The sequence below is a fragment of the Escherichia sp. MOD1-EC5990 genome (genome assembly GCF_002965285.1).
GTDB classification, from domain to species: Bacteria; Pseudomonadota; Gammaproteobacteria; order Enterobacterales; family Enterobacteriaceae; genus Escherichia; species Escherichia coli_F.
Map to the genome: position 1 here is coordinate 40,975 of NZ_PTRV01000005.1, position 17,811 is coordinate 58,785.

Below are 17,811 nucleotides of genomic sequence, written 5' to 3' on the forward strand. Positions count from 1 at the left end.
AACTATGCAAGAGAGACACACGGAACAGGACTATCGTGCCCTGCTGATTGCTGATACGCCCATTATTGATGTTCGCGCCCCCATCGAGTTTGAGCAAGGCGCAATGCCCGCCGCTATCAACCTGCCGTTAATGAATAACGATGAACGCGCCGCCGTTGGCACCTGCTATAAACAGCAAGGGTCAGACGCGGCGCTGGCGCTGGGGCATAAACTGGTGGCGGGTGAAATTCGTCAGCAGCGCATGGACGCCTGGAGGGCTGCGTGCCTGCAAAATCCGCAAGGTATTCTCTGCTGCGCCCGAGGCGGTCAACGTTCACATATTGTGCAACGCTGGCTGCATGAAGCGGGGATTGATTATCCGCTGGTGGAAGGCGGTTATAAGGCACTGCGCCAGACGGCGATTCAGGCGACTATTGAACTGGCACAAAAACCGATAGTGCTGATTGGCGGTTGTACCGGCAGCGGTAAAACGCTGTTAGTGCAACAACAGCCGAACGGTGTTGATCTGGAAGGGCTGGCGCGTCATCGCGGTTCGGCGTTTGGTCGCACGTTACAACCACAACTTAGCCAGGCGAGTTTTGAAAACCTGCTGGCTGCCGAAATGCTAAAAACCGACGCCCGTCAGGAGCTGCACCTATGGGTGCTGGAAGACGAAAGCCGGATGATCGGTTCGAATCACCTGCCGGAATGCCTGCGCGAGCGAATGACTCAGGCGGCGATTGCGGTGGTAGAAGATCCGTTTGAGATCCGTCTTGAACGCCTGAACGAAGAGTATTTCTTGCGTATGCATCATGATTTTACCCATGCGTACGGCGACGAACAGGGCTGGCAGGAGTATTGCGAATACCTGCATCACGGACTTTCGGCGATTAAGCGTCGGCTGGGGCTACAACGCTATAACGAACTGGCTGCAAGGCTGGATGCGGCGCTGACAACGCAACTTACCACCGGCAGCACCGACGGTCATCTGGCCTGGCTGGTGCCGTTACTTGAAGAATATTACGACCCGATGTATCGCTATCAGCTTGAGAAAAAAGCGGAAAAAGTTGTCTTTCGCGGTGAGTGGGCGGAAGTAGCGGAATGGGTGAAGTCGCGTTAATGGGCGGTATTCTGAAACGGCGATTGTCGTGAGAACAGAATGGTTGCATCAGAATACAGATATAAAAAAACCGACATGACAGTCGGTTTTTTTATTTTTTCCGCCCAAGACTTGGTGGTTCCGGACAGAAATGAAACAGTCCTCATCTAGCAAATGGATTATAAGTCAGGATGCCTACATATTCAAACAGCTATGTTGGCGATACAATCCCGACGCTAGTAGTGATACTGCCTCAAGGAATTACCGCAGTGCGGAAAAGTACTTTTAAGTCCTGGTCAGGATACAGGTGGTGCTGATTCTGGTGCTCTAATTTGGAGAGAGGCAGTCCTCATCTAGCACATGAAGAAAATCATAGTTACAGGCAACGTAAGGGTAAGCTGTGATTGTCTTTCTCCCTTAAGGGAGCAACGGATGAAAACTTTTCTCGATAAAGTTCTCATCGTTCTTAAGGCGCTAATCGCGCTGCTGGAACTGATCCGCCAGTTTATTGAATAACTGAGGAAACGTAGCTAAGGCCGAAGGTTTACCACCTTCGGCCTTTAAAAAAACCGACATGACAGTTGGTTTCAGATTTATTGCCAAAATGCACGCTGTTCATGCCAGATGCGGCGTGAACGCCTTATCCGGCCTACAAAATCTCGAAAACTCAATATATTGCACGATCTTCGTAGGCCAGATAAGACTTAGCGCATCAGGCAATCTAACACCTGTCATCACCCCGCAAACTGCCTGAACAGCGCCTTACCCTTAACCAGTCGCGCACCCAACCAGCCGCCGAAAAGCGACAGCAGCAGTGCACCGCTACAAGGCAGAACAATCCACAATCGCCAGTCTGGCTCCCACGGGAAATCAAACACTTTTGATTGCAGTACCGCCAGTGCCGTTTCCGCACCAATTGCGGCCACCAGGCCGGAGACAAACCCGAGCATGGCGAACTCACACCACAATGTCGTGCGCAGCAGTTTTTTGCCCGCACCGAGAGTGCGCCACACCACCAGCTCCTGATGACGCTGACGCATTCCCACCTGCACCTGTGCCAGCAACAGCAACATACCGCAGGCGGTGACCAGCACCACCATCACTTCCAGCGCCCGACTTACCTGCTCCAGCACCTGACCGACCTGTTTTAAAATCGCGCCAATGTCTAACAGGCTAATGGTCGGGAACTGGCGGTTGAGTTGCGTCAACATGCCGTTGCCATTCTCCCAGCGGAAACTGGTAAGCCAGCTCTGCGGCTGCCCGTCTAATGCCCCTTCCGGGAAAATAAAATAGAAATTAGGCCGCAGACTTTCCCAGTCCACTTTGCGCAGGCTGGTCACTTTAGCGCGGAACTCCTGGGTATCGCCCATAAAGGTGACGGTATCGCCGAGGGTAACATTTAAGCGTTTCGCCAGCCCCTCTTCCATCGATACTTCATCGGCTTTTGGCGGCCAGTTACCAGCGACAATCGGATTATGATCGGGCCGCGTATTTTGCCAGGTGAGATTGAGTTCGCGGTTGAGCGCCTCATCTTCATTGCCTTCTGTCGGCTTGCCGTTAATCGCCGTCAGCCGCGCCCGCACCACCGGATAAAACGATTCCGGGACTATCTGATGTTCCGCGAGGAACGCTTTTAGCGGAGTAACCTGTTCTGTGGCGATGTTGATTAAAAAGTAGTTAGGACTTTCTGGCGGTAGCTGCTGTTGCCAGCGATCGAGCAGATCGCCACGCAACACCAGCAACAGTGCCAGCAGCATAAAGGAGAGCGAAAATGCCGAAAGCTGGCTTAACGTTGACCACGGCTGACGTAACAGGCGGCTAACCGCCAGGCGCAGAGGTAGCGATTTCAGCGTCATGCGGCGAAGTACATTCAGCAGCATCCAGCCCAGCACACCGCACAGCAAAGCCAGTACTACCGCGCCCGCCAGCACCGCCCAGAGCAGCATACTGCCGCCCATTAATCCGGCGAGCAGCAGCACAACCACCACACTGACAATCGGCAGATAAAACTTGAGCGGCCAGACGTTCGCGACCACATCATTACGCAATACGCGTAAAGGCTGTGTTGCCAGCAACAAGCGGTACGGTCGTAGCCCCACCAGCAGCGAGATGACCGTCATGGTGCCAAGCGCCCACAGCCATGGCCAGAGGCTGGCAGGCGGTAGTGCGGCAGGCAGAACGGGCTTGAGCAGCACCATCAACACGTTTTCGAACAACAGGCCTATCGCCCCGCCGGTAACGGCTGAAAGCGCCAGCACCATCAGCCACTGACCGACGATTAGCTTACGCAGTTGCGCTCGCCCAGCCCCCAGCGTTTTGAGGATCGCCACCAGATCGTAGCGACTACGACAGTAATGATTCATCGCCACCGCCACCGCTGCCACTGCCAGCAGCAAGGTCAGAAGCGCCGAAAGCAGCAGAAACTGTTGCGAGCGTTCCATCGATCGCCCCAGCGCGCCTTCGTCCTGTTCCAGACCGTACCAGCGTTGTTCGGGTTTAAGCTGAGGTAACAACCATTTCTCATAGCCGTCGAGCTGGTTCTCGCTGCCGCCGAATTTATAGCGCCAGGTGACCCGACTCCCCGGCTGCACGGCTCCGGTTTTATCAACATCCGCCAGATTCATCATCAGACGCGGAGCCATCTGGAAGGGGTTAAAACCGGAATCCGGTTCCTGAATCACTTCTCCGGCAATCCGCAAGGTGGCATCGCCCACGTCAATGGTGTCGCCCGTTTTCAGGTTAAGCAATGCCATCAGGCGTGGGGCCAGCAATACGCTGCCCGCCTGTGGTTTCAGGCCAGGGGGATTGGTTTGCAGATCGCCATACATCGGGTAGATATCATCCACCGCTTTGACGTTCGCCAGTTGCGGCGTATCGCCCGCAAAAGTCATCGTGGCGAAAGTCAGCTGCTTGCCGACTTTCAGGCCGCGCTTTTGCGCTTCCTCCAGCCACGCTTGCGGCACTTCGCGCGAACTGCGCAACGCCCGATCGCCCGCCATAAACTCACGGCTCTGCTGGCTTAACCCTTTCTCCATGCGATCGCTGATATTGCCCAGCGCCAGCACGCAGGCCACCGCCAGGCTTAGCGCCAGCCAGACAATTAATAGCGACGGCGAGCGCCATTCCCGCCAGAACCAACGTGCAATCATGCTTCCTCCTGCAACTGCCCGTTCACCAGCCGTAAGCAGCGGTCGCAGCGTGCCGCCAGTTGCAGGTCGTGGGTCACCATAATCAACGTGGTGCCATGTTCACGGTTGAGGGAAAACAGCAGGTCGGCAATTTTATCGCCCGTCTGGCGGTCAAGGTTGCCGGTGGGTTCGTCGGCAAACAGCACATCAGGTCTACCGTTAAAGGCTCGGGCCAGCGCCACTCGTTGCTGTTCACCGCCGGAAAGCTGTGCCGGAAGATGATCAAGACGTTTACCCAGCCCTAACTGTTCGAGCAACGCTTTCGCTCCGTTACGACTTTCTGCGCTACTCTCACCGCGCAGCAGCGCCGGAAGCTCGACGTTTTCCAGCGCGTTAAGGGTAGGAATTAACATAAATGACTGAAAAACAAAGCCTACGTGCTTCGCGCGCAACTTTGCCCGCGCTTCTTCGTCCATATTATGTAGCGGTTGTCCCACCAGACTCACTTCGCCACTGCTGCCGTCATCCAGCCCGGCGAGGATCGCCAGCAAGGTTGACTTACCCGATCCCGACTCGCCCACCAGCGCGATGGTCTCGCCACGTTTGACAACCAGCTCAACTCCGGTGAGGATGGAGAGTTCATGCTCCCCCTGACCGACGGACTTCTTAAGATGATGAACTTCAACAATGTTTTCCGCTGGCATTTGCCCTTCCTGTTCCTGGTCCTGTTAACCTTCCGTGCCGCCGCAGCGGACACGTTATTGATTCTGGGTGATAGCCTGAGCGCCGGGTATCGAATGTCTGCCAGCGCGGCCTGGCCTGCCTTGTTGAATGATAAGTGGCAGAGTAAAACGTCGGTAGTTAATGCCAGCATCAGCGGCGACACCTCGCAACAAGGGCTGGCACGCCTTCCGGCTCTGCTGAAACAGCATCAGCCGCGCTGGGTGCTGGTTGAACTGGGCGGCAATGACGGTTTGCGTGGTTTTCAGCCACAACAAACCGAGCAAACGCTGCGCCAGATTTTGCAGGATGTCAAAGCCGCCAACGCTGAACCATTGTTAATGCAAATACGTCTGCCTGCAAACTATGGTCGCCGTTATAATGAAGCCTTTAGCGCCATTTACCCCAAACTCGCCAAAGAGTTTGATGTTCCGCTGCTGCCCTTTTTTATGGAAGAGGTCTACCTCAAGCCACAATGGATGCAGGATGACGGTATTCATCCCAACCGCGACGCCCAGCCGTTTATTGCCGACTGGATGGCGAAGCAGTTGCAGCCTTTAGTAAATCATGACTCATAAAGCAACGGAGATCCTGACAGGTAAAGTTATGCAAAAATCGGTCTTAATTACCGGATGTTCCAGTGGAATTGGCCTGGAAAGCGCGCTCGAATTAAAACGCCAGGGTTTTCATGTGCTGGCAGGTTGCCGGAAACCGGATGATGTTGAGCGCATGAACAATATGGGATTCACCGGCGTGTTGATCGATCTGGATTCGCCAGAAAATGTTGATCGCGCAGCCGACGAAGTGATCGCCCTGACCGATAATTGTTTGTATGGGATCTTTAACAATGCCGGATTCGGCATGTATGGCCCCCTTTCCACCATCAGCCGCGCGCAGATGGAACAGCAGTTTTCTGCCAACTTTTTCGGCGCACACCAGCTCACCATGCGCCTGTTACCCGCTATGTTACCGCACGGTGAAGGGCGTATTGTGATGACCTCATCGGTGATGGGATTAATCTCCACACCGGGTCGAGGCGCTTACGCGGCCAGTAAATATGCGCTGGAGGCGTGGTCAGACGCACTGCGCATGGAGCTGCGCCACAGCGGAATTAAAGTTAGCCTGATAGAACCCGGCCCTATTCGCACTCGCTTCACCGACAACGTCAACCAGACGCAAAGCGATAAACCGGTCGAAAACCCCGGCATCGCCGCCCGCTTTACGTTGGGGCCGGAAGCAGTGGTCGACAAAGTGCGCCATGCTTTTATTAGCGAGAAGCCGAAGATGCGCTATCCGGTGACGCTGGTGACCTGGGCGGTAATGGTGCTCAAGCGCCTGCTGCCGGGGCGCGTGATGGACAAAATATTGCAGGGGTGAGTTGAAGCGCGCGCTTAAGCCCCCATGTCAAAGAAAATATCGACAACAGAGAGCAACTCCATGTCCGTAGAAAATATTGTCAACATTAACGAATCTAACCTGCAACAGGTTCTTGAACAGTCGATGACCACACCGGTGCTGTTCTATTTTTGGTCTGAACGTAGCCAGCACTGTTTGCAGTTAACCCCAATTCTGGAAAGCCTCGCGGCGCAGTACAACGGGCAATTTATTCTGGCGAAGCTGGACTGCGACGCGGAGCAAATGATTGCCGCGCAGTTTGGTCTGCGCGCGATCCCGACCGTGTATCTGTTCCAGAACGGGCAACCGGTAGACGGATTCCAGGGGCCACAACCGGAAGAAGCGATCCGCGCCCTGCTGGATAAAGTGCTGCCGCGCGAAGAAGAACTGAAAGCGCAGCAGGCGATGCAGCTGATGCAGGAAGGCAATTACACCGACGCCCTGCCATTGCTGAAAGACGCCTGGCAGTTGTCGAATCAAAACGGGGAGATCGGCCTGCTGCTGGCAGAAACGCTGATTGCGCTGAACCGTTCTGAGGATGCAGAAGCCGTGCTGAAAACCATTCCGTTGCAGGATCAGGACACCCGCTACCAGGGGCTGGTGGCGCAAATCGAACTGCTGAAGCAGGCGGCTGATACGCCGGAAATTCAACAGTTGCAACAGCAGGTGGCAGAGAATCCAGAAGATGCCGCACTGGCGACGCAACTGGCACTGCAACTGCATCAGGTTGGGCGCAATGAAGAGGCACTGGAGTTGCTGTTTGGGCATCTGCGTAAAGATCTCACCGCCGCAGACGGTCAGACACGTAAAACGTTCCAGGAGATCCTTGCTGCGCTGGGGACCGGTGATGCACTGGCGTCGAAGTATCGCCGCCAGCTGTATGCGTTGTTGTATTGATATTTCGTTGAACAGCAGATGAACCACAACGCCGGATGCGAGGCTGCACATCCGGCATCGCATTATTTCTTCGTCAATTGCGTCACCACCAACTGGTGGCGCGAATTATAAAACTTACGATAGGTTAAATAGCAGGCAATAATGGTCGACAAGCTGGCGGTTGAGAGCAGCATAAAGGTCACCATAATCTGATATTTAATCGCCTTCACCGGATCAATCCCGGCAAATATCAGCCCGGACATCATTCCCGGTAAACTCACTAAGCCAACCGTTTTTGCTGAATCGACCGTCGGAATTAAAGCCGCGCGAATACTGTCGCGAATCAATATCGCTGAAGCCTGTTTCGGCGTCGCGCCAAGACTCAGTTTCTCCTGAATCTGTTGTTGTTCGCTAATCACCCGTTGCCCTAAATTGTTGTAACACAACCCCACCGCTACCATGGCGTTACCGGCTATCATCCCGGCGATAGGGATCACCTGCATCGGGATAAATTCAATCGACCCAGAGAGGATCAGTACCGCCAGGGTAATTCCCGCTCCGACCGTAATGGCAATAAACGATGAGATAAAAGCTTTAGCAATATATTTACTGCGTTTTTGCGCATTCCACGCCGCATTAAAGCAGATAAATAACACCATCAATAATGTCAGGCTGGCATCATCCACGCTGAAAATATACTTCAGCACATAGCCGACAATAATCAGCTGAATTATCGCGCGCCCAACGCTCCAGAGAATATCTTTCTCCAGCGCCAGTTTTTCTTTATGGCTAATTAAGATTGCCACCACCACCAGCATTAATGCCAGTGCCAATGATTCGTTAGTAATATTATGCGAGTTCATAGCGTGCTTCCTGCATTTCTCGGGCATGCGGTTGCAGTGTAATCACTTTATCCGCATGATTAATTTCGTCTTTATCGTGTGTCACCCACAGCACGGCAATATTTTGCTCGCGCACATAACGGTGGATCATCTCATTAACGTTATGTTTATTACTTTCATCCAGTGCACTGGTGATTTCATCCAGCAATAATACCTTTGGCATAAATTGCAGGTTACGAATCAATGAGATGCGTTGTTTTTCACCACCAGATAGCTCGGCGATATTCTTTGTCAAAATGCTGTCCGGCAAAGCGAAGCGTTCGAGAAAATCGAGAAAAATGGCTGGGTCAGGCTGCTGGTTACGGATCTGCCAGGGAAAGATCAGATTATCGTATACCGTATCGCCAAACAGCGTCGGCGTCTGGGCGCAGTAAGATACTTGCTGGCGGTAGATTTCTGGCTTGAGTGTACTGACATCCTCACCTTCAAACAGCAACGTTCCGCTGGTTGGGCTGATTAATGAAGCAACAATTTTCAGCAGCGTACTTTTGCCACAACCGGAAGGGCCGGTAATTAACTTAAATTCGCCAGCACGTAGCGAAAAATTGATGTTATTAAGAATCTTCGTATCACCCGCCAGATATCCTACGTTTTGTAGCTGAAGCAAAGGACTATTTTCCTGCATCGCTGTTCCCTTTTTCTGATTTTTACTAAAAACAGTTTATCCTTCGCAGGAATAAGGGGGAACTCTCTTTCAGTAATCAGGTATAATTTGTTTAATCAAGCAGCAATTTTGCTGATTATGGACGGTACAACAGGAGGTTTTTCCGATGCTTATCTTTATCCCGATTCTCATTTTTGTCGCGCTGGTCATTGTTGGCGCGGGCGTCAAAATCGTGCCGCAGGGCTATCAGTGGACAGTAGAACGTTTTGGTCGCTATACCAAAACGTTACAGCCAGGGCTAAGTCTGGTGGTGCCGTTTATGGATCGCATTGGTCGCAAGATCAATATGATGGAGCAAGTGCTCGATATCCCTTCCCAGGAAGTTATCTCGAAAGATAACGCCAACGTTACCATCGACGCCGTGTGCTTTATTCAGGTGATTGATGCCCCGCGCGCGGCTTATGAAGTCAGCAATCTGGAGCTGGCGATCATCAACCTGACCATGACTAACATCCGTACCGTACTGGGTTCAATGGAACTTGACGAAATGCTCTCCCAGCGCGATAGCATCAACTCACGTTTGCTACGTATTGTCGATGAGGCTACCAACCCGTGGGGGATTAAAGTCACCCGTATTGAAATTCGCGACGTGCGCCCACCGGCAGAGCTTATCTCTTCAATGAACGCGCAGATGAAAGCTGAACGTACCAAACGCGCTTACATCCTTGAAGCGGAAGGGATCCGTCAGGCGGAAATCCTCAAAGCCGAAGGTGAAAAACAGTCGCAAATCCTGAAAGCGGAAGGTGAGCGTCAGTCGGCATTTTTACAGGCTGAAGCGCGTGAACGTTCCGCCGAAGCAGAAGCCCGTGCCACTAAAATGGTGTCGGAAGCCATCGCCTCTGGTGATATTCAGGCAGTGAACTACTTCGTCGCACAGAAATACACCGAAGCGTTACAGCAGATCGGTTCATCCAGTAACAGCAAAGTAGTGATGATGCCATTAGAGGCCAGCAGCCTGATGGGGTCGATTGCCGGGATTGCCGAGCTGGTGAAAGACAGCGCCAACAAACGGACTCAGCCATGATGGAGTTAATGGTCGTTCATCCACATATTTTCTGGCTCAGTCTCGGCGGGTTGCTGCTGGCTGCCGAAATGCTGGGCGGTAATGGTTATCTGTTGTGGAGCGGCGTGGCAGCGGTGATTACCGGCCTGGTGGTCTGGTTGCTGCCGCTGGGCTGGGAGTGGCAAGGGGTGATGTTTGCCGTCCTGACGCTGCTCGCCGCCTGGCTGTGGTGGAAATGGTTGTCGCGGCGGGTGCGCGAACAAAAGCACAGCGACAGTCATTTAAACCAGCGCGGGCAGCAGCTTATTGGCCGACGTTTTGTGCTGGAATCTCCGCTGGTCAACGGGCGCGGTCATATGCGCGTCGGTGACAGTTCATGGCCTGTCAGCGCCAGCGAGGATCTCGGCGCAGGTACGCATGTTGAGGTGATTGCGATAGAAGGGATAACGCTGATTATCCGTGCGGTCATCGCCTGATGCGACGCTGGCGCGTCTTATCATGCCTACAAAATATGCCCGAATCGTAGGCCAGATAAGGCGCTTGCGCCGCATCCGGCATATAGCCGAGTAGAGGCAAAATTACTCTTCCCGGCCTTTACCCATACTTTTTTGGTCTTCATCCGGATAATGTTTTTTTAGATATTCCAGGACGTTTTTATTGACCTTGTGTTGCGTATACACCCACCCTTTCCAGTAATCAGGCTGGTCCAGGTAAACTTCTGGCGGAATGGTGAAATCAGAAAGCGTTAACCATTCGGCTAATAGATCGGGGTTTCGTTTCTGGATTAACTGCAACAGCATAATCAGTGACATAGCTGAGGCAGGAGCCGTACTATCGCCACTTAAATATTTCCACACTGTTGACCGGTTCGAACGAAAAAGGATCGGTAGCAATGCCCGGTCCAGATTCATTTCATTAAAAATCTTCTCAAATTCATTCATTTAAATTTTCCTGCCTGGCGTAAACCTCTTAAAAATTGAGATTTATCAAAGAAACGCATTTTAGCACACATCAGGAACTGCTTCACGTTTAGTCCAGAAACAGAATTTATTTCGCTTATCAAAACAAGTCTTTACTCTTTTTTACATTAAAAGAGCACGAAATGTTTTCCTTTTTAATTTATAAAAGAAACATTTTTTGTTTCTTATTTGTGGTGTTTACGCTTACACCAGACAAAAATGTGCTTTACATCACACAAATGGCGGCGTAGATTTCGATTAAATTGCAACGTAGTTTATTTCTTAAAACAATATTATTTGTTTCTTATAGAAACATTAATGCGACTTATTTTGAACAAGAGAAAATGAATGAAAACTGTAAACGTAGCTTTACTGGCACTCATAATTTCAGCAACATCCAGCCCTGTTGTTTTAGCTGGTGATACCATTGAAGCGGCGGCAACAGAGCTTTCAGCCATTAACTCTGGCATGTCGCAATCGGAGATTGAGCAGAAGATTACCCGCTTTTTAGAACGCACCGACAACAGCCCCGCTGCATATACCTATTTGACTGAACATCACTACATCCCTTCTGAAACACCTGATACCACTCAGACTCCCCCTGTCCAGACAGATCCTGACGCAGGACAAAAAACCGTTGCCGCTACAGGTGATGTACAGACAACCGCCCGTTATCAGAGCATGATCAACGCCCGACAGTCTGCGGTAACTGATGCCCAGCAAACGCAAATTACAGAGCAACAGGCGCAGATCGTAGCCACACAAAAAACGCTCGCCGCGACTGGAGATACGCAAAATACTGCGCATTATCAGGAGATGATTAATGCCAGACTGGCGGCTCAAAATGAGGCTAATCAGCGCACTACCACGGAACAAGGGCAGAAAATGAATGCACTGACAACCGATGTGGCAGCACAACAGCAAAAAGAAAGGGCTCAATACGATAAACAAATGCAAAGTCTGGCGCAGAAGTCTGTCCAGGCACATGAGCAAATTGAAAGTCTGAGACAAGATTCCGCACAAACGCAGCAACAGTTAACCAACACCCAAAAACGGGTCGCAGATAACAGCCAACAAATTAACACGCTCAATAACCATTTCGATTCTCTGAAAAACGAAGTTGAGGACAATCGTAAAGAAGCCAATGCGGGAACTGCATCTGCCATCGCTATCGCTTCACAACCACAGGTGAAAACCGGTGACTTTATGATGGTGTCTGCAGGAGCGGGAACGTTCAACGGTGAATCTGCGGTGTCTGTCGGAACATCATTTAATGCTGGAATTCATACAGTAATTAAAGCGGGAGTCTCTGCGGATACACAATCTGATTTCGGCGCGGGTGTCGGCGTGGGGTATTCGTTCTAATTTTAATAGCAATTTCTTATTCGCAATTTTCCGTACATTATTTAAGGTTAACAATGATGAATAGCTCCATTAAATCGTTTTCCCTGCTGGCGGTTATATTACTGGCTGGCTGTAGTTCACCCACTTCCCGCATCGCAGATTGCCAAGCGCAGGGAGTCAGTCATGACACCTGTTATCTCGCAGAACAACAGCGTCAGGCGGCTATTTTAAGTGCATCAGAAGCACAGGCATTTAAAAATGCAGAAGCCGCACAACATGCCCAGGCCGCTAAAAAATCTATTTATAAAGGATTTGGCGTCACCTTCAGAATGAGCAGTAAGAACTTTGCTTATCTCAATGATTCATTATGTGCCATAGATGAAGATAATGCCGATGCCACGGTTTATCAGTCGGGTCTGTATAACGTCATTGTTTATCATCACACAGGAAAAGTAGCCTTAATGAAAGAAGGCCAGTTTGTGGGTTATTTAAAATGAAACTCACGCTTATACATATTATGATTATTGGCGCTTTTATCTTTGCATTCTTGCAAGTGGTATTATTAGCCTCCCTGGTTCACGCTGTGAATGTTAACAACGAAATCCAGGAAGGCTTATTTCAGTCGGGGCGCATTATGGTAGAAAGTTTGCAGCATATTCTGTCTGTGCAACCGGGGATTAACGGGTAAGAGCACCGCTTCCATTTATAGAGCAATAGTCACCCGCGTAATTTTCTGGCACAGTTCAGGGAACTGAAATTTTGGCTAAGGAGTAGCCATGCTTTTTCCCTGTCGAAAACCTGAAGTACGTCTGCTGAAAAATACCGCTGCGGGCGTCATTTTTTCGGTGAAGTCAGGTAAAGGATTTCTGCGTCAATGTGTGATTTACGATCCGCACCCTTATGGGCTTATCCGTTCGCTCTGCTGGCAGGATGTCCCGTTAATACGTTTCTGGTCCGAGGCTGGCTGCCCCACCTGTGCGGAATTTGTCTACAGCGGTTTTGCGGATGATGAACAGGGAGCCGCCCGGTTTTTGTCTGCTCTCGAAAACTGGAATCGCCCGTGGTCTGGCATGACGGACGCTTTTGCCGCGCTGACACCGCTGTTCTCATGCATGGCTGATGGCTATTATCTGCTCGAAGATCGTGAAATTTACCCGACGGATGGCAACGGGCATTTCTTTTGGGCGGCAACGGACCATAGCGCCAGTAATCCGGCGACCGTTGCCGTCTGGGATCCTGAATATTGCTATTTCAGTGACACCGCCCCCTGTTTTCTTCTACCCGGCCAGCCGCCATCACATTTTAATCCTGAGCGTGCGACGTTTTATCGCGATAAACCGGACGCCCGCGCTCTGGCCTGGTATCTCCCTGATTCCTATCTCTGCGTTCTGCTCGACGGGCACCATAAGGCCACTGCTGCCGCACTGGAAGGGCGACCGCTCAAAACACTGGTACTCAGCACGGCAACCCGTTTTAATGATGAGCAACAAACACTGGTATTTCCGGGCGGAGAATGTCTGCACAAAACAGAGCTACTGTGCCACGTTCCCAAACTCACTGAGTGGAAAACATTACCGCCCGGCGCATGGGAGAGTTTCGGCCCTGATAAGCACATCAGCCCATCCGAAACCTGGTCTGAAGAGTTGCAGCAGAGCGTCAGTCGGTACCCTTCACTGGATCAAGCCTGGCAAATTGTTGAGGCCGGGAATTTGAGCGAAACTCGTATTAAGAGCATGATCCAACAAGGTTTGGGGGAGGATGAAAAGGCTGATGTAATTTTGCAGGCACTGTTTTCCACACACTCGCCGCTTTTTATTGACTTTGCCCGATTCGTTATCAGCTATCCGGCATACGCCAGTTATCGCCCCCTCACCTTCCGGTTGATGGCGCAAAACCGAACGCCGCAAGCAGATGCTTTTTTTCTGGATTTTGCCATCAATGATGACGGCGAACGTCCGGAGTTGACGAAAATAATGGACGACTATTTTCGCAAGCGTTAATCACCCCGCCCGATGATGACAGCAGCCGGAGAGATTTTCGATAATCGGGCAGTCGGCGCTGTCATCACCGGGGCAGGCATTCGCCAGCGCCAGTAACTGGTTGCGCATGGATTGCAGCTCCTCAATGTGTCGTTCGATCTCCGCCACCTTCTCCAACGTGCGCCGTTTGACGTCGGCGCTATGCCGCTGCGGGTCGTTAAACAGATTCACCAGTTCGCCGCTCTCTTCCAGGTTAAAGCCCACCTGACGCGCCTGGCGCAGTAAGGTCAGTTCGTTGAGATGCTGCTGCGTGTAGGTTCGATAACCGTTTTCGCTGCGCATCGGCGGCGTCACCAGCCCCTTTTCTTCATAGAAGCGAATGGCTTTGCTGGTCAGGCCGGTAATTTTTGCTACATCGCTAATGTTCATCGTTCGCGCAACGCCTCCTGTGCTTTGTTAAAGGGTTTCAACAGATAATCCAGCACGCTTTTTTTGCCGGTGCGGATATCGACCGTCGCCACCATGCCGGGAAATATCGGAAACTGCTGTTTATGTTTATTTTCCAGATGGTTGCTGAAAGTGCGAATGTACACCCGATAGTAATAAACATCGCGCCGCACTTCATCCTGCACGGTGTCCGGTGAAATCACCGCCACTTCCCCTGGCAGGCCGCCGTAGATGGAATAATCGTAAGCGGTTATTTTCACCAGCGATTTTTGCCCCGGATGGATAAACGCCACATCGCGGGGGGAGATTTTTGCCTCGATCAGCAGTTGCTCATCCAGCGGCACGATGGTCATCAGTTTACCACCGGGGGCGATGACGCCGCCAACCGTGGTGACGTCAATGTCCTGAACAATGCCTCGCACCGGCGCAGTAAAGTTGAGCCGCGTGAGAGAATCTTCCCGCCCGCGGATCACCGAACGCTGGGTTTCCACTTCCGCATTGGCTTTCGCTAACTCTTCGCGCGCCTGAACGTAGTATTGCGTGCGCACGTCGCTAAGTTTGTTTTCCAGTTCATTGGCCTGACGTTGCAGGCGCAGCACTTCGACGCTGCTCGCCGCCCCCTGTTTTACCAGCGGCTGGGTCATCGCCAGTTCGCGGTTGACCAGGCTAATCCCCTGCGTCAGCCCGGTGGTGGCTTTGTTCAGCCCATCGCGGCGAGTGTTATATAACGCCGTTTCCGACTCGATAAGTTCGGGGAATTTATTCAGTTCGTCAGGGAAGACCAGCGGTTTATTGCTCACTTCCGCCCGCAGCCGCGCCGAGGTTGCCAGCGCCGCGTACAGCCGCGACATCGCTTCCTGGACGTCGGATTCCGTTTTGGTGCGGTTAAGCTGTGCCAGCGGCTGCCCCTGTTCGACAATATCGCCAACCTTCACGTCGAGATGATACAAAATCCCGCCTTCCAGAGACTGCACCACCTGTTCGCGTCCAGAAGGTTCTACCGTGCCGCTGCCGGTGGTGACTTCATCAAGCTGGAAGTACCACGCCCAGCCGAGAAAACAGAGCAGCATCACAGCGGTAACGCGCACCGCCAGCGCCGAACGTGGCAGGCGGGGTTCAGTCAGGCCACGGTTGTATTGCAGTTGTCCGTTCATGCGGCAGACCCCTTATTCTTCTCCTGCAACACCACGCGTCGCGTCGTGGGTTCGCCCTGTTCACGCAAAATGGTCTCTTTCGCGCCGTCCATCACAATGCGCCCCTGATCCATCACAATTATCCTGTCCACCAGTTGCAGCATTGCCGTGCGGTGAGTAGCGATGACCAGCGTGCGATGGCCAATCCACTGTTTTAGTTGTTCAATTAAATACGCTTCCGCCATTTCATCCAGCGAGGCACTGGGTTCATCGAGCAGCACGATATTGGGTTGAGAGATGAGGAGCCGCGCCAGCAGCAGCGTTTGTCGCTGACCACCAGAGAGGCCAAATCCCCCTTCCTGAATCATGTAGTTGAGGCCGTTTTTCTGCTTCTGCACAAAGGGCAGCGCCCCGCTGAGGGTTAATGCGCGTTCGATATCTTCATCGCTGGCTTCTGGCATCCCCATGGTGAGGTTTTCCCGCAGCGAACCGAAGAACAGTCGCCCGGTCTGGCTGAGCAGCCCCATGTCGCGGCGCAGATCCGCCGGATCAAGCTGCCCGATGCTGATGTTATCCAGCAACACCTGCCCTTGCTGGGCGATACGCATTCCGGCGAGCATTTGCAGTAGCGTGGATTTACCCGCTCCGTTGCGCCCGAGAATGGCGATTTTCTCTCCGGCCTGAATGTTGAGTTTGCCGATCGCCACATCGGCAATCTTCTCTTCTTCGTCGTAATAAAACACCGCGTTGCTAAACTGATAATTACCGTGCAGTACCGCTTTATGCACCAGTTTGCCGTGCTCCGGCTGATCCACCGGGCGCTTCATCAGTTCATCAAGGCCATTACGCGCCACTTTCGCCTGCTGCCAGCGCGAAAGCACGCCGGATATCTGCGACAGCGGCGCGATGGTGCGCGAAGCCAGAATCGTCGTCCCCACCAGCGCGCCGGTGGTCATGTCGCCGTTCATCACCATGAAGCAGCCCACCAACAGCACCACCACATAGACGATGGATTGCACTTCCTGCGTCCAGGTGAGCAGCAGCCCGGTGAGAAAACGTTGCTTCATACTGATGGACGAGGCCACGTCGTTGGTGTGATTCCACTGATTCTGGAAACGCTGTTCAGCACGCAGCAGTTTAATGTCTTCAATCGACTGCACGGCCTCGACAAGCGTAGCGTTGCGCACTGCCGATTCGCGCACCCCTTCGTTCGCCAGCCGCGCCAGCGGGCGTTGCACCAGCAGGCCGGGGATCACCAGCAACGGCAGCGCCAGCAAAACAACCAGCACCAGCCAGCCGCCGATCATCCACAGAATAAAAACAAACAGCAGGAAGAATGGCAGATCCGCTACCGCGCCAATGGTGGTGGAGGTGATCAGCTCCCGCACCGATTCCAGTTCGCGGATCTGTGAGATAAACGATCCGGTGGATTTCGATCGCACGTTATTTTTCAGCCGCAATGCGTGACCAAAAACGCGATCCGAAATCCGTAGATCCGCCCGCTTGCCGATCACATCCGAAAGATGTGTGCGCACCATACGCATACAGAACTCAAACAGGATCGCCATCATCACCCCGGCAAACAGCACCCATAGCGTCGGGTACGATTGCGCCGGAACCACCCGGTCGTAAACCTGCATCGAGAAAATCATCGCCGCCAGCGCCAGCACGTTCGCCACCAGTGAGGCCAGCATAATATCGCCGTAACGCCGCCAGTCTTTTAGCGAAAGATTCCAGAACCAGTTCGCCTGATACGGGCGAATGTAGTCATCCACCCGCGCATCGGGAATGGCGCTGAGCGGGCGCAGCAGCGCCAGTTCGACGATTTTATCTTCAATATCCGCAACATTTAGCGTGGTTTCCAGCCCTTCGTCACCGCTGAACTGAACGCTGATATTGTCGTGGTTATCGCGGCGAGTGATCACGCCAATCTGTTGATTATCAAACACCGCAATCAGCGGCAGCCGCCACGGGTTAAGCGAGTCGGCGGAAAATTCCACCAGCCGTAGCCCCATCCCCAACTGCCGCGCCATATCAGTGAGTAACTCCTCCCGTTTGCTGTCGCGCTCCCAGTTGACGGTCGCGCGCACATTCTCCTGGGAAAAATCGAGGCGGTAATAGCGCGCCACGGCGATCATCGCCTCCAGCCAGGCTTCCACGGACTGGGCATTTTTTTTCATTCT

19 protein-coding genes are annotated in these 17,811 nt (G+C 52.6%); 11 read left to right on the forward strand and 8 right to left on the reverse strand.

Going from position 1 to position 17,811, the window contains the following annotated elements; genetic code table 11:
* Window positions 1-4 precede the first annotated feature (4 nt).
* Window positions 5-1,099, forward strand: coding sequence for a tRNA 2-selenouridine(34) synthase MnmH (mnmH, locus tag BEB42_RS07475; RefSeq protein WP_001157980.1), 1,095 nt, complete (start codon window positions 5-7; stop codon window positions 1,097-1,099).
* Window positions 1,100-1,510: 411 nt separating this feature from the next.
* Window positions 1,511-1,594, forward strand: coding sequence for a damage-inducible type I toxin DinQ (gene dinQ / locus BEB42_RS27190; protein ID WP_349808740.1), 84 nt, complete (start codon window positions 1,511-1,513; stop codon window positions 1,592-1,594).
* Between the two features lie 218 nt (window positions 1,595-1,812).
* On the opposite strand, the gene ybbP is transcribed toward dinQ, so the two are convergent.
* Both ybbP and ybbA read right to left on the reverse strand, forming a co-directional pair.
* The gene (gene ybbP / locus BEB42_RS07480; RefSeq protein ID WP_000561888.1) at window positions 1,813-4,227 is read right to left on the reverse strand and encodes a putative ABC transporter permease subunit YbbP; all 2,415 of its coding nucleotides are present in this window, start codon (window positions 4,225-4,227) and stop codon (window positions 1,813-1,815) included.
* On the reverse strand, window positions 4,224-4,910 hold the full coding sequence (ybbA, locus tag BEB42_RS07485) for a putative ABC transporter ATP-binding protein YbbA (RefSeq protein ID WP_001110573.1): 687 nt from the start codon (window positions 4,908-4,910) through the stop codon (window positions 4,224-4,226). The genes ybbP and ybbA overlap by 4 nt, the downstream gene beginning before the upstream one ends.
* Here ybbA and tesA point away from each other — a divergent pair.
* The 3 genes from tesA to cnoX are packed head-to-tail and all read left to right on the forward strand — an operon-like array spanning window position 4,881 to window position 7,218.
* Complete coding sequence (gene tesA, locus BEB42_RS07490; protein ID WP_001295836.1) at window positions 4,881-5,504, forward strand: multifunctional acyl-CoA thioesterase I/protease I/lysophospholipase L1; 624 nt, start codon at window positions 4,881-4,883, stop codon at window positions 5,502-5,504. The two genes, ybbA and tesA, sit on opposite strands and share 30 nt — an antisense overlap.
* Complete coding sequence (ybbO, locus tag BEB42_RS07495; protein ID WP_000148935.1) at window positions 5,494-6,303, forward strand: NADP(+)-dependent aldehyde reductase; 810 nt, start codon at window positions 5,494-5,496, stop codon at window positions 6,301-6,303. The genes tesA and ybbO overlap by 11 nt, the downstream gene beginning before the upstream one ends.
* Window positions 6,304-6,363: 60 nt before the next feature.
* A complete protein-coding gene (cnoX, locus tag BEB42_RS07500; protein ID WP_001295322.1) occupies window positions 6,364-7,218 on the forward strand; it encodes a chaperedoxin in 855 nt (284 codons plus the stop codon).
* Between the two features lie 62 nt (window positions 7,219-7,280).
* Here the strand turns inward: cnoX and fetB are convergent, their stop codons facing one another.
* Both fetB and fetA read right to left on the reverse strand, forming a co-directional pair.
* The gene (gene fetB, locus BEB42_RS07505) at window positions 7,281-8,060 is read right to left on the reverse strand and encodes an iron efflux ABC transporter permease subunit FetB (RefSeq protein WP_001353389.1); all 780 of its coding nucleotides are present in this window, start codon (window positions 8,058-8,060) and stop codon (window positions 7,281-7,283) included.
* A complete protein-coding gene (gene fetA, locus BEB42_RS07510; RefSeq protein WP_001157552.1) occupies window positions 8,047-8,724 on the reverse strand; it encodes an iron efflux ABC transporter ATP-binding subunit FetA in 678 nt (225 codons plus the stop codon). Before fetA ends, fetB begins: the two co-directional genes overlap by 14 nt.
* Window positions 8,725-8,869: 145 nt before the next feature.
* Here fetA and BEB42_RS07515 point away from each other — a divergent pair, with 145 nt between their 5' ends.
* Both BEB42_RS07515 and BEB42_RS07520 read left to right on the forward strand, forming a co-directional pair.
* Entirely contained in the window at window positions 8,870-9,787 is a 918-nt protein-coding gene (locus BEB42_RS07515; RefSeq protein WP_000904502.1) for an SPFH domain-containing protein, read from the forward strand.
* Complete coding sequence (locus tag BEB42_RS07520; RefSeq protein WP_000970318.1) at window positions 9,784-10,242, forward strand: NfeD family protein; 459 nt, start codon at window positions 9,784-9,786, stop codon at window positions 10,240-10,242. Before BEB42_RS07515 ends, BEB42_RS07520 begins: the two co-directional genes overlap by 4 nt.
* 102 nt (window positions 10,243-10,344) lie before the next feature.
* On the opposite strand, the gene BEB42_RS07525 is transcribed toward BEB42_RS07520, so the two are convergent.
* On the reverse strand, window positions 10,345-10,707 hold the full coding sequence (locus BEB42_RS07525) for a hypothetical protein (protein WP_001001644.1): 363 nt from the start codon (window positions 10,705-10,707) through the stop codon (window positions 10,345-10,347).
* 366 nt (window positions 10,708-11,073) lie between these two features.
* Between BEB42_RS07525 and BEB42_RS07530 the strand changes: the two genes are divergently transcribed.
* From BEB42_RS07530 to BEB42_RS07545, 4 genes are all read left to right on the forward strand, one after another.
* The gene (locus BEB42_RS07530) at window positions 11,074-12,090 is read left to right on the forward strand and encodes a YadA family autotransporter adhesin (RefSeq protein ID WP_000859811.1); all 1,017 of its coding nucleotides are present in this window, start codon (window positions 11,074-11,076) and stop codon (window positions 12,088-12,090) included.
* Between the two features lie 53 nt (window positions 12,091-12,143).
* The gene (locus BEB42_RS07535; protein WP_001353390.1) at window positions 12,144-12,566 is read left to right on the forward strand and encodes a hypothetical protein; all 423 of its coding nucleotides are present in this window, start codon (window positions 12,144-12,146) and stop codon (window positions 12,564-12,566) included.
* Window positions 12,563-12,757, forward strand: a complete 195-nt coding sequence (locus BEB42_RS26470) for a hypothetical protein (protein ID WP_000779039.1) — start codon at window positions 12,563-12,565, stop codon at window positions 12,755-12,757. The genes BEB42_RS07535 and BEB42_RS26470 overlap by 4 nt, the downstream gene beginning before the upstream one ends.
* A gap of 88 nt (window positions 12,758-12,845) precedes the next feature.
* Entirely contained in the window at window positions 12,846-14,069 is a 1,224-nt protein-coding gene (locus BEB42_RS07545; RefSeq protein ID WP_000898613.1) for a hypothetical protein, read from the forward strand.
* On the opposite strand, the gene cueR is transcribed toward BEB42_RS07545, so the two are convergent.
* Genes cueR through BEB42_RS07560 form a run of 3 tightly spaced genes read right to left on the reverse strand, consistent with a single transcriptional unit; the run spans window position 14,070 to window position 17,808 of the window.
* Window positions 14,070-14,477 (reverse strand): Cu(I)-responsive transcriptional regulator, encoded by a 408-nt coding sequence (cueR, locus tag BEB42_RS07550; protein WP_001026752.1) that lies wholly within the window; start codon window positions 14,475-14,477, stop codon window positions 14,070-14,072. It abuts the gene before it with no gap.
* The gene (locus BEB42_RS07555) at window positions 14,474-15,649 is read right to left on the reverse strand and encodes an HlyD family type I secretion periplasmic adaptor subunit (protein WP_001014326.1); all 1,176 of its coding nucleotides are present in this window, start codon (window positions 15,647-15,649) and stop codon (window positions 14,474-14,476) included. The genes cueR and BEB42_RS07555 overlap by 4 nt, the downstream gene beginning before the upstream one ends.
* On the reverse strand, window positions 15,646-17,808 hold the full coding sequence (locus BEB42_RS07560) for a type I secretion system permease/ATPase (RefSeq protein WP_000739046.1): 2,163 nt from the start codon (window positions 17,806-17,808) through the stop codon (window positions 15,646-15,648). Before BEB42_RS07560 ends, BEB42_RS07555 begins: the two co-directional genes overlap by 4 nt.
* Window positions 17,809-17,811 lie beyond the last annotated feature (3 nt).

Coding starts and splice junctions, on each gene's coding strand:
- mnmH (WP_001157980.1), top strand. CDS start 5: ATGCAAGAGAGACACACGGAACAGGACTATCGTGCCCTGCTGATTGCT.
- dinQ (WP_349808740.1), top strand. CDS start 1,511: ATGAAAACTTTTCTCGATAAAGTTCTCATCGTTCTTAAGGCGCTAATC.
- ybbP (WP_000561888.1), bottom strand. CDS start 4,227: ATGATTGCACGTTGGTTCTGGCGGGAATGGCGCTCGCCGTCGCTATTA.
- tesA (WP_001295836.1), top strand. CDS start 4,881: ATGAACTTCAACAATGTTTTCCGCTGGCATTTGCCCTTCCTGTTCCTG.
- ybbA (WP_001110573.1), bottom strand. CDS start 4,910: ATGCCAGCGGAAAACATTGTTGAAGTTCATCATCTTAAGAAGTCCGTC.
- ybbO (WP_000148935.1), top strand. CDS start 5,494: ATGACTCATAAAGCAACGGAGATCCTGACAGGTAAAGTTATGCAAAAA.
- cnoX (WP_001295322.1), top strand. CDS start 6,364: ATGTCCGTAGAAAATATTGTCAACATTAACGAATCTAACCTGCAACAG.
- fetB (WP_001353389.1), bottom strand. CDS start 8,060: ATGAACTCGCATAATATTACTAACGAATCATTGGCACTGGCATTAATG.
- fetA (WP_001157552.1), bottom strand. CDS start 8,724: ATGCAGGAAAATAGTCCTTTGCTTCAGCTACAAAACGTAGGATATCTG.
- BEB42_RS07515 (WP_000904502.1), top strand. CDS start 8,870: ATGCTTATCTTTATCCCGATTCTCATTTTTGTCGCGCTGGTCATTGTT.
- BEB42_RS07520 (WP_000970318.1), top strand. CDS start 9,784: ATGATGGAGTTAATGGTCGTTCATCCACATATTTTCTGGCTCAGTCTC.
- BEB42_RS07525 (WP_001001644.1), bottom strand. CDS start 10,707: ATGAATGAATTTGAGAAGATTTTTAATGAAATGAATCTGGACCGGGCA.
- BEB42_RS07530 (WP_000859811.1), top strand. CDS start 11,074: ATGAAAACTGTAAACGTAGCTTTACTGGCACTCATAATTTCAGCAACA.
- BEB42_RS07535 (WP_001353390.1), top strand. CDS start 12,144: ATGATGAATAGCTCCATTAAATCGTTTTCCCTGCTGGCGGTTATATTA.
- BEB42_RS26470 (WP_000779039.1), top strand. CDS start 12,563: ATGAAACTCACGCTTATACATATTATGATTATTGGCGCTTTTATCTTT.
- BEB42_RS07545 (WP_000898613.1), top strand. CDS start 12,846: ATGCTTTTTCCCTGTCGAAAACCTGAAGTACGTCTGCTGAAAAATACC.
- cueR (WP_001026752.1), bottom strand. CDS start 14,477: ATGAACATTAGCGATGTAGCAAAAATTACCGGCCTGACCAGCAAAGCC.
- BEB42_RS07555 (WP_001014326.1), bottom strand. CDS start 15,649: ATGAACGGACAACTGCAATACAACCGTGGCCTGACTGAACCCCGCCTG.
- BEB42_RS07560 (WP_000739046.1), bottom strand. CDS start 17,808: ATGAAAAAAAATGCCCAGTCCGTGGAAGCCTGGCTGGAGGCGATGATC.